We start from the raw sequence: 10465 nt of genomic DNA, 5'->3' as shown, positions 1-10465 counted from the left end.
TTGCCATTTCAACTCTCCTTTGGGTTGGAGAGTTGATCTTATTCTTCGTGCTGAAAGATTAGAATGCGGTGTTCATGGCACGCTTACTCTAATTTTATCCTGCGACCTGTTATCACCAAGGAAGAGCAACAACAGGTGTGATGACCAGTCGAAGTTGATGCTCTATCCCAAACGCGTCAGGGCTTTCAATGTAGTTCCAGTATTGAAGACCAAACTTGATGGGTTTGCCACCAATGAGAGTCGTCTTAGCGAACCCAATACCAATAGGGAATGACAATTTATTTCCACTGCTCGCTTCGTGATTATAGCTCCAAGTTGGTTGCGCTTGAATTTGCCATCCATCGTCTAGATTCGCGGTATAGAAGTACTGTCCACCAGTAATACTCGCGTCGGCGTCATTGCTTCCGCCAGCGTTCCATTGATGGGTAATTAACGCCCCGATAACCCCCCAGCTTTGTACGTAGGCTAAGGCAAACTCTGGACCGAGTAAGAATTGATCGTTACCCAGTTCATCGCTTGTTGCGGTGGGCAGTGTACCCACTATCCCCCCCACGACAATCATGCCGCTCTCAAAGGTATGACCAACGGCCACATCAAAGCCGATATCACCGAGACCTGCATCTGAATTTTCAAATCTATCGCCCTTGTAATAGGGTTGGTCAAATATTAAAGGTATATTTGGTCTGATAAATAAGTTGGTTCGCTCTGCAATTGGCACAGGGAGAACAGGTTGAAAGCTCAAGCGATACCCGTTCTGACTGTTCGCTGAATTTAAGTCGCCTTGATAGTTCGTCCAATCCAAGTTAAAGGACATCGAGCCAAGCGTTGTGTTTGGGTTGGCTAGCTCTTTAGCTACCTCCTCTACATCTTGCCCCTCGTCGGCTAACACTACGATGGGAAGAGTGACAGCAAAGAAGAATATCGCGCTTAAACTTCGTAATTTAAGGTTTGGCATTTTTTTCCCTGACGAAAACGTTGGTACATAAACGTTTAGCTATGAAGGATTATTTTGTCAAAGTTGCCTTTATAGAGAAGGGCAGCTCTGGAGCGGCAAAGTCAATAGCTGTGGGTGAGATGAGCGTAAAAGTGATTGTTTTTGAGTCACTTTCTCTTGTCACGTTAGATTTGTCTTATCAATGAGCAAAGATGAGGATCAGGTAGATAGCGTGAAATTATTGGTCTAAGATTTTTGACACGTAACACTTATAGTTCATCTCACACACACGGGATAAAATTATGAAACCACTAGAATCATTCATTAAAAAGGCTACGATCGTCGGCTTTGGCCTTATGTCACCACTTGTTATCGCCGCTAATTATGATGTTGTAATTTTGAACGGCAGAGTTATCGACCCTGAAACAAATTTCGATTCTGTTGCTAATGTCGGGATCAAAGATAATAAGATCACAGCAATAACGACCGATAGTATTTCTGGGGATAAAACTATTGACGCTACAGGTAAAGTTGTTGCCCCTGGATTCATCGACGTCCACGCTCATGGTCAAAACATTGGTGACTACAGAATGCAGGCGATGCAAGGCGTTACCACTATGCTGGAACTCGAATCTGGTGTTCTACCTATCAGTGACTGGTATGCAGGACAAGCTGAAAAAGGCTTACCATTAAACTATGGTGCAGCAGCTGGTTGGACTTACGCTCGTATTGCTACATTTAGTGAGACGGAACCCGAAGCGACCGTTGGCTATTTCCAAAAAGCTCAATCACGTAATGATTGGAAGATGGATATAGCAACACCTGAGCAAGAAAGTAAAATCATCAAGCTGATTGAGCAAGGCCTTGATGAAGGTGGCCTAGGTATCGGGATTAACGCTGGCTATGCACCGGGCCATGGTCAAAAAGAATATTATGCATTGGCTGAATTAGCCGCAGAAAGAGACGTAGCAACCTATACTCACGTTCGCTATGCCAGCAATGCCGAGCCACAAAGCTCGTTTGAAGCCGTTAAAGAATTAGTGGGCAATGCCGCTATCACTGGCGCTCATATGCACTTTTGTCATATTAACAGTACTTCATTAAAAGATATCGAAACCATCTTACCTATGGTCAATAAGGCTCAAGAACAAGGAATCAATGTTACTGTGGGCGCTTACCCTTGGGGCGCAGCAAGTACTGTCGTTGGCGCAGCCATGTTTTCTGGTGAAGGCTGGCGGGAACGTATGGGTTCAACCGCTGAAAACTTTCAGCTAGGTAAAGAACGTATGACAGAAGAACAGTTGAAAGACTACCAAGAAAATAAACCTGGTACCTTTATTGTCTGGCACTTCCTAGACGAGCAAAACCCTAAAGATCTTGCTCTATTAGACGCTTCGATTCTAAATCCTAATGTGTTGATTGAATCTGACGAAATGTTCTGGATGCATATGGACGAAGACGGCCACATTGAAAATTATGCAGGTGACGAGTGGCCATTACCAAAAGATCTATTCTCTCATCCTAGATCAAATGGCACCTTTGCTAAAGTACTCAGAGTCTATGTTCGTGAGCGCGGCTTGTTAACGATGACGGAAGCACTACGTAAAATGACACTGATGCCAGCTCAATTAATAGAAGATTTTGTCCCTCAAATGAAAAATAAAGGACGAATCCAAACTAATATGGACGCAGATATCGTGGTATTCGACCCAGAAACTATCGCTGATGTGGGCACCTACCAAGATCCTAACCACCCAGCCGTAGGCGTACATTGGTTATTGGTTAACGGCAAAATCGTTGTCAACAACACACAACTAGATACAGACGTTAAAGCAGGCGAAGCCATTCGACGTTAATTCACCTAATCAATGATAAATCAGACTATAGAAAGCGATACTCAGGTATCGCTTTTTTATCTCACCTCTTCGATAATTTCTTAAAGTGTCACATATAATACTTTTAAATGAATTTTCTAATTGAGGTAACATTTAGATAGATTTGCCAAAAATATTCGACATAAATCACGTTTTTATCATGTCATTGGGCGTAGTTTATTTATAAAAAAGGTGCATAAAAAGGTGCGTACAAAGGGCTTAACACTCCGTTTGATATAAATCCGTACCTATCTTTACTTCCAAACTTCCAACATATTTATATTTTATAGAAGCTAACACTGTTAAGGAAAATTTCAAATATGGACAACAAATCTGAAATCGAACCAAGTAATGATAAAGCGACAAAGTCAGGTGCACCAAAATTACCAGAATTTGAAATAAAAGATTATTCAAAAATCCCTCAACGAACACACAAATATCCTGCATCTGAACGTGCAAAAAAAATTGTTCGAGATTCTATGGCTATTGACAGCCTTTTTTCCGGTCTTTGGCCCTCTCAATGGTCTTCACCTGAAGCACCAGAATTCCATGATGAAATGGACAAGTGCAAAGCCGCTGGATTCAAGGTACTAGCAGCATGTCCTTCCGCAGACTCGTTAGATGCCTCGGTTGAAGGCATTATGAAAGGCGCTCAGTTCTACCTAAGCAAAATGAAAGAACGCCCAGACGACTATATGATGATCCGCACTACCAAAGATATTGATGAAGCGGTAAAACAAAACAAATTGGGTATTTACTTCACTCACCAAGGTACTCAAATATTTGGTGGTGATGTTGATCGCGTAGGACTATGGCGTGAGATGGGCTATGGTTACTGTTTATTGGCATATAATCAACGTAATGATGTGGGTGATGGCTGCTTCGAAATTGAGAACCGTGGTCTAACTGAATATGGAAAAAAACTTGTCGACGCTTATAACCGATACGGTATGCCTGTTGATGTAAGCCATACTGGCGAACGAACCTCCTTAGATGCGATTGAACGCAGTAGCCAACCTGTCATTTCTTCGCATTCAGGTGCGAAAGCCATTGCCGATTATCAGAGAAGCCTTTCTGACACTGTGATTAAAGGTGTTGCGGCAACCGGTGGGGTTTGCTCAATAAATATGGTGGCTGCCTTTATGGATACATCTAACCCAGATATATTGACGACTGAACAATTATTTCGACATATTGATTATATGGTCAACTTAGTCGGTATAGACCACGTTGGCTTCGGTTCAGACTATATCCCGAACATCAATTTTACAGCGTCTATTATTCAAACACAAATGGGGCAGAACGTATTCCCTGATGGTGGCTATAGTGCCGCTGTAGGAGCAAAAGGGTTTCCTACCCCAGCACCATATCAAATTGTTGCAGCTCTAATTGATACCATGCTTGAAAATGGATACTCAGAAGAAGACTGCAGCAAGTTCTTAGGTGGCAACATGTACCGAGTATTTGATCAAGTCTGGGTATAAGAAGTTTATTAAATTTACTCAATAATTAGCACTTCTAACATCTCGTTTAGAAGTGCTTTTTTAATCGCTTCGAATGAGACTGCAGTTTATGACTGCTCCTAACTTGTTATTGTCCGTGCGACCTGAGGTCGCACGGACAAAAATGATTTAGAATAAAAGCTCCATTCCATTAAATGGCAGATATCTGCATCTAATCTTTCGGTTATCAATAGCGAATACTTATTATAGTCTCATAGCACACACCATAATCTTCATTATCTCTTCACAATTCAAATTAACCTTTACTATTCAGTTATTTAAAAATTACCGCACTTCATTTTCCCCCTATCTTTGTTAGTTATTATTTCATCATCAATCAAGGCAACGTTCATTCAGCCGACTTAACCTTTCAGGGGATATGATGAAAAAACTAACCAAAGCGATTATTACATGCTTGATGATTGGCTCTATAGGTAGCGGCGCATACTACTACCAAGCTCAGAACGCTCAACAAGAAATGGTGTACACCACTGACATGGTGCGTAGAGGCAACATCAAGGATGTCGTGCTGAGCAATGGTGTGCTTTACCCAAATAAATTGGTTAACGTCGGTGCTCAAGTCTCCGGAGAAATTGAACAAATTGCTGTCGAGTTAGGTCAAGAAGTCCAGCAAGGAGAGTTGATCGGACAGATAGACAGCCTCACTCAACAAAATGAGCTAAAAGAAGCGCTTGCTTCTCTCGACTCTATCGAGGCGCAAATTCGTGCTAAGCAAGCCATGATCAAGAAATCAACCTCCACCTTTGAGCGCTATAAGTCGATGCTAAGTAACAAGGCGTCATCACAAGCGGATTACGACAGTGCTGAAGCAGAGCTTGCTATCTACGAAGCTGAATTAGATCAGCTAGTTGCAGAAAAACAGAAAGCCGAAATCAACGTCGATACTGCTCGTCTAAATCTGAGCTACACCACGATTGATGCCCCAATGAGTGGCACTGTGGTGTACGTTTCAGTAGAGGAAGGACAAACGGTCAACACCAATCAATCTACCCCATCCATTGTTGAGATTGCCGATCTCGATACCATGGTGGTCCGTGCTCAAATTTCTGAGGCGGATGTTATCCATGTCAGTGAGGAGCAACAGGCTTACTTTTCGATTCTTGGCGAGTCAGATACACGCTTTAGTGGCGTATTACGCTCAATTGAACCGGGCCCGACCTTAATGAACGGTGATGATAGCAATCTAGAAATTGGCGACAGCGATGCGATCTACTACAACGCACGCTTCGAGGTGCAAAACCCAGACAGACTCTTACGCATTGGCATGACAGCTCAGGTGTCGATTGTTCTTGATAGTGCGGATGATGCTTTGATGATCCCAGCGCAAATACTACAAAACTCTGGCAAAGATGGCTTTCAAGTTCCTGTTATTCAAGGTGGAAAAGTGGAGCTAAGACAGGTCGAAGTTGGGCTTAACAATAATATATATGCAGAAATAACATCTGGCCTTCAAGAGGGAGATGAGGTGGTGGTTGGTCAAGCCTCGTCAACCGCGTCTAGCGATATGCCCATACGCGGCCAAGGCCCAATGAGGATGTAAGCGATGAATAATCCACTACTAGAAATCAAAGGCGTGAGCCGAGCGTTCCAATCTGGCAATCAAGCACTCACTGTGCTGAACAACATTGACCTAGCGATAAATCGAGGCGAGATGGTGGCGATTATCGGCGCTTCTGGCTCAGGAAAATCTACATTGATGAACATTCTTGGTTGTCTTGATAAACCATCCCAAGGCCAATATCTGATTGATGGTCAGGATGTCTCAAATATGGATGCTGATCAGCTTGCACAACTAAGACGAGAAAACTTCGGCTTTATTTTCCAGCGCTATCATCTACTGAGTGACTTAACGGCGCTTGAGAATGCAGAGATCCCTGCTTTGTATGCGAATACAACCAAAGAGCAACGCCGTGAGAAAGCCGAGCAGCTACTCACTCGATTGGGTTTAGAGGAGCGCCTTGATCATAAGCCCAATCAATTAAGTGGTGGTCAGCAGCAGCGTGTGAGTGTCGCCCGAGCACTGGTCAATGGTGGCGATGTGATCCTTGCTGACGAACCGACAGGTGCGCTCGATAGTCACAGCGGCAAAGAGATGATGCAACTTATTCAGGAGCTTCACGCTGACGGACATACCATCATTCTTGTTACTCACGACCCTAAGGTTGCCGCGTTTGCTGATCGAGTCATTGAGATCAAAGATGGTCAAATCATCCAAGACCAGCAAAACCACGATAAACCTAAATCAAACGTTGTCGCTAAAGAGAACAACGCGATCCAAGATCACAACAAACAACTCAGCATTTTTCGCTATCTAGAGGCGTTTAAGATGGCGTTGCTTGCGATGTCTAACAACCGTCTACGAACCTTTCTGACCATGTTAGGGATCATCATCGGTATCGCCTCGGTGGTATCGGTTGTGGCAATGGGTACTGGCTCCCAGCAAACCATCCTTGAGAACATGGCAAACATGGGCACCAACACGATAGAGATAAAACCCGGAACTGGCAGGGGTGATAAACACTCGGGTCGTATCCGAACGCTTACTGCGGATGATGCCAAAGTGCTCGAAAACTTTGCATTTGTTGATAGCGTGACACCAACAGTACGAGCGAATGGTGCCATTCGTTATGCCAGTGAAGCGCATACAGGAAGCGTTGAGGGAGTGGGTTTAGACTACTTTCGAGTTAAGGGGCTTGAGCTCGATAAAGGGCAGTTTTTCAGTCAAGAGAGTATCGATTCGCTCGAGCAAGTGGCGATCATTGACGCCAATGTCGTAACCGATGTATTTCAGGGGGAGGACCCGATTGGTAAGGTCATCTTTCTTGGTCAATTGCCTGTGCGCGTCATCGGTGTCACCGCAGAGCAAGATGATAGCCTTACCAGCAGCGATACGTTGAATGTTTGGCTCCCCTACTCGACAGTATCGGGCCGATTACTGAACCAAAGCTATGTTAACGACATTACGGTAAGACTCAATGACGAGGTATCAAGTTCAGCGGCTGAACAGGCGATTATCACGCTCATCAAAGCGCGTCATGGTGCCGAGGATTTCTTTACAGTCAATACAGACGCTATTCGCCAAAACATTGAGAAAACCTCATCAACCATGACCATGCTCATCTCAGCCATCGCCTTTATCTCGCTGGTTGTTGGCGGAATTGGGGTAATGAATATTATGTTGGTGTCCGTTACCGAGCGCACGAGGGAGATAGGCATTCGTATGGCCGTCGGAGCCAGACAAACCGACATCCTGCGCCAATTTCTGATTGAAGCTGTGTTAGTCTGTGTTTTAGGTGGCTTGATGGGAATAGGCTTGGCTTACTTTGTTGGCTTTGCATTAGGGTATATGGGTAGTGACATTCGAATGATTTATTCAACAAGTTCTATCATCGCAGCATTCAGTTGCTCGACTTTAATTGGCGTTGTCTTTGGATTTCTACCCGCGAGCAATGCCGCCAAACTCGATCCAGTAGAAGCACTAGCGCGAGATTAAACCAAAAACGCCCCATTCCTTATGGTGTGTGTGGCGAACCTTTACTAGGACAGAACATTGAAACTACTCTACAAATTCTTCTTCACTTTCTGTGTGACTAGCTTTACATCGGTGGGATTAATGTTGCTGCTGGTCACGCATAACTTATCTACGGGTTTCAATGATTACGTGGAAGCTGAGGAATTAAAGCATGTTGCCGCGCTACAAGAGCAATTGACTCTTTTTTACGACCAAGAAAAGAGCTGGGAGTCGTTAAAACAAGATGACGCATTGTGGAAAAGTATTGCTAACTTTCATCGAAAAGCAGACCAATCAACACAAGAGGCGGAGAGCGAATATAGCTTGGGTCGCTTACTTCACGTACCGAGACGAGTGAGTCTTTTTGATGCCAATAAAGAGGTGGTGATCGGGCGTAAAGAGTTTCACCCCGATGCGCGCAACCAGCGCATTCTGCATAATGGTAACTTAGTGGGCTACCTCTCATTCATACCCGCTCAAATTAATAGCTACAGTGCAGAGAATGAGTTTCTGGCCAAACAAACCAGAAATTACTACACCATCGCACTTGCTGTGGTTGTTCTGTCATTTGTTACTGCATGGGTTTTCTCGCGACATCTTGTCTCACCCATCAGTCGCCTTATATCTGGTACCTATCGAATGATTCGAGGCGATTATCAAGTTCGCGTTGAGAAACAGAGCAAAGATGAAATTGCTCATCTGGCGGAAAACGTGAATATTCTGGCGCAAACCTTAGAGCAAAACCAAAATAACCGATCGGTATGGATGTCGGATGTTTCGCACGAGCTTAAGACACCATTAACCGTGATGCGTGGACAACTGATGGCCATTCAAGATGGGGTTTTCCAAGCCGATGAAAAGCGCATTCAACTAATGGTGGATCAGGTGGATTCATTAAGCCGCATCGTTAACGACCTGTACCAACTCTCTATCACCGATGTCGGTGGACTCTCCTATAAAAAAGAGGTGGTGCAGCCAGTACAATTGTTACTGGAAGTGTTGAGCGGATTTGAAGCAAAACTCGATCAAAAGCCACTTTCTGTTAACTGTTCGACGTTAACCCCCCTGCTAAACAATGAACGTTGTCAGATACTTGGCGATAGTGACCGCCTGAAGCAGCTATTTACTAATTTATTGGAAAACAGCTACCGATATACGCATGCTAAAGGGCAAGTGAACCTAATTGCTCAGATTGAAGATCAAGACCTCACATTAGTCTTACAAGACTCGGCGCCAAGCGTACCTGTTGAGATGCACAACAAATTGTTTGATCGTTTCTTCAGAGTCGAGTCCTCTCGAAACCGCGAACATGGCGGTTCAGGGCTAGGCTTGGCTCTGTGTAAACAAATTGCCGAAGCGCATCAAGGCATTGTTATTGCTAGTAATTCCCCACTTGGCGGCCTAAAAGTGACCATCCGATTACCACTGTTTAAGGAAGTAAACCTATGACGAAACCTCAAGTTTTGATTGTCGAGGATGAAGCTCATATCGCAGAAGTTCTGGTGGCGTATTGCCAAAACAATGGCTTTGAAGCAACACATCTCGCGAGTGGTTCAAACGTCATCAACCATATCAGAACTCACCATGTTGATATGATGCTGCTTGATTTAATGCTGCCAGATACCGATGGCATGGATATTTGTAAACAGGTTCGGGCATTTTCTCAACTGCCAATTATTATGATTACGGCAAAAAGCGAAGAGATTGACCGACTGCTGGGGCTTGAGTTTGGCGCCGATGATTATATCTGTAAACCATTCAGTCCACGCGAAGTCATCGCCCGCATCAAAACGGTGCTGCGCCGAGTGACACCGATAAATTCGGCAAATCAGCAAGCATCCATGATCATCGACTCTGGTTTTGAAATGAAGCCTGATGAGTTTGAAGTTCGCTTTGAAGGAGCTTTAATTGACCTGACGCCACAAGAGTTCAAGATCCTAAAACTGTTTCTTGAGAACACAGGTCGAGTGTTCAGCCGTGACGATATCTTAAATCGGGCTTATTCAGACACGGCTGATGTATCGGATCGCAACATCGACACTCACATCAAGAATATTCGTAAAAAAGTAGGCCAAGTCTCTACGGGCGAATCACCAATTCGCTCTGTTTATGGTGTTGGTTATAAGTTTACTCAACGAATTTGAGAGGTAAGTATTGCAGCTTCAGATGTGCTCGTAACTCGTATTGGGGCAAAAGCTTGCTACAACAAAAGACAGAATAGACAAAAAGCATCGAAAAGTTTCGAACTTTATTGTAACTTTTTGCTTTGAGTGAGCCTATTGAGTGGCATTGAGTTTTGATCTTTATTGTCAATTCTTTGTTATAGCGTCACGTAGCAATCAGCCCCGCGTAACAGAAAAGTTTCAATCTTTGTTGTTCACCGACATTATTAGCTGTCAGTCATCGCTGATTTAAACACTCTGTCATCCACTCTTCCACTTCATTGTCGAGCCAAGCAACAGCTCTTTCTCCTATAGGTGCGGGCTTAGGAAATGAGCCCTCACTTATCTTGCGATAAATAGAGGATCTACTTAACGCAGTCTTTTTCATGACTTCTTTTATTTTAAGAGTAAGCGTGTCATGAACACCGCATTCTAATCCTTCAGCACGAAGAATAAGATCA

General features: G+C 43.9%; 8 protein-coding genes. 6 read left to right on the top strand and 2 right to left on the bottom strand.

The features are described from left to right. Positions 1-112: 112 nt before the first annotated feature. Positions 113-955, bottom strand: coding sequence for a hypothetical protein (locus AB6D58_RS23845; protein ID WP_017062424.1), 843 nt, complete (start codon positions 953-955; stop codon positions 113-115). A gap of 281 nt (positions 956-1236) precedes the next feature. Between AB6D58_RS23845 and AB6D58_RS23840 the strand changes: the two genes are divergently transcribed. The 6 genes from AB6D58_RS23840 (at position 1237) to AB6D58_RS23815 (ending at position 9986) form a co-directional block, all read left to right on the top strand. Next, positions 1237-2790, top strand: coding sequence for an amidohydrolase family protein (locus tag AB6D58_RS23840; protein ID WP_017062426.1), 1554 nt, complete (start codon positions 1237-1239; stop codon positions 2788-2790). Positions 2791-3128: 338 nt separating this feature from the next. After that, a complete protein-coding gene (locus AB6D58_RS23835) occupies positions 3129-4292 on the top strand; it encodes a dipeptidase (RefSeq protein WP_372158742.1) in 1164 nt (387 codons plus the stop codon). A gap of 397 nt (positions 4293-4689) precedes the next feature. After that, on the top strand, positions 4690-5871 hold the full coding sequence (locus tag AB6D58_RS23830) for an efflux RND transporter periplasmic adaptor subunit (RefSeq protein WP_170967426.1): 1182 nt from the start codon (positions 4690-4692) through the stop codon (positions 5869-5871). Between the two features lie 3 nt (positions 5872-5874). Next, the gene (locus AB6D58_RS23825) at positions 5875-7824 is read left to right on the top strand and encodes a MacB family efflux pump subunit (protein WP_372158741.1); all 1950 of its coding nucleotides are present in this window, start codon (positions 5875-5877) and stop codon (positions 7822-7824) included. A gap of 57 nt (positions 7825-7881) precedes the next feature. Continuing rightward, positions 7882-9291, top strand: a complete 1410-nt coding sequence (locus tag AB6D58_RS23820) for an ATP-binding protein (RefSeq protein WP_372056549.1) — start codon at positions 7882-7884, stop codon at positions 9289-9291. Then, the gene (locus tag AB6D58_RS23815; RefSeq protein ID WP_372158739.1) at positions 9288-9986 is read left to right on the top strand and encodes a response regulator; all 699 of its coding nucleotides are present in this window, start codon (positions 9288-9290) and stop codon (positions 9984-9986) included. The genes AB6D58_RS23820 and AB6D58_RS23815 overlap by 4 nt, the downstream gene beginning before the upstream one ends. Before the next feature lie 256 nt (positions 9987-10242). Here AB6D58_RS23815 and AB6D58_RS23810 read toward each other — a convergent pair. Next, positions 10243-10465 (bottom strand): AlpA family transcriptional regulator (locus tag AB6D58_RS23810; protein ID WP_372158737.1); only part of this gene is annotated, 223 nt, incomplete at its 5' end.

The sequence above is a fragment of the Vibrio sp. 10N.239.312.D08 genome, assembly GCF_041466145.1.
Classification (GTDB): Bacteria; Pseudomonadota; Gammaproteobacteria; order Enterobacterales; family Vibrionaceae; genus Vibrio; species Vibrio crassostreae_C.
This window is presented reverse-complemented; position numbering and strand designations above follow the sequence as displayed.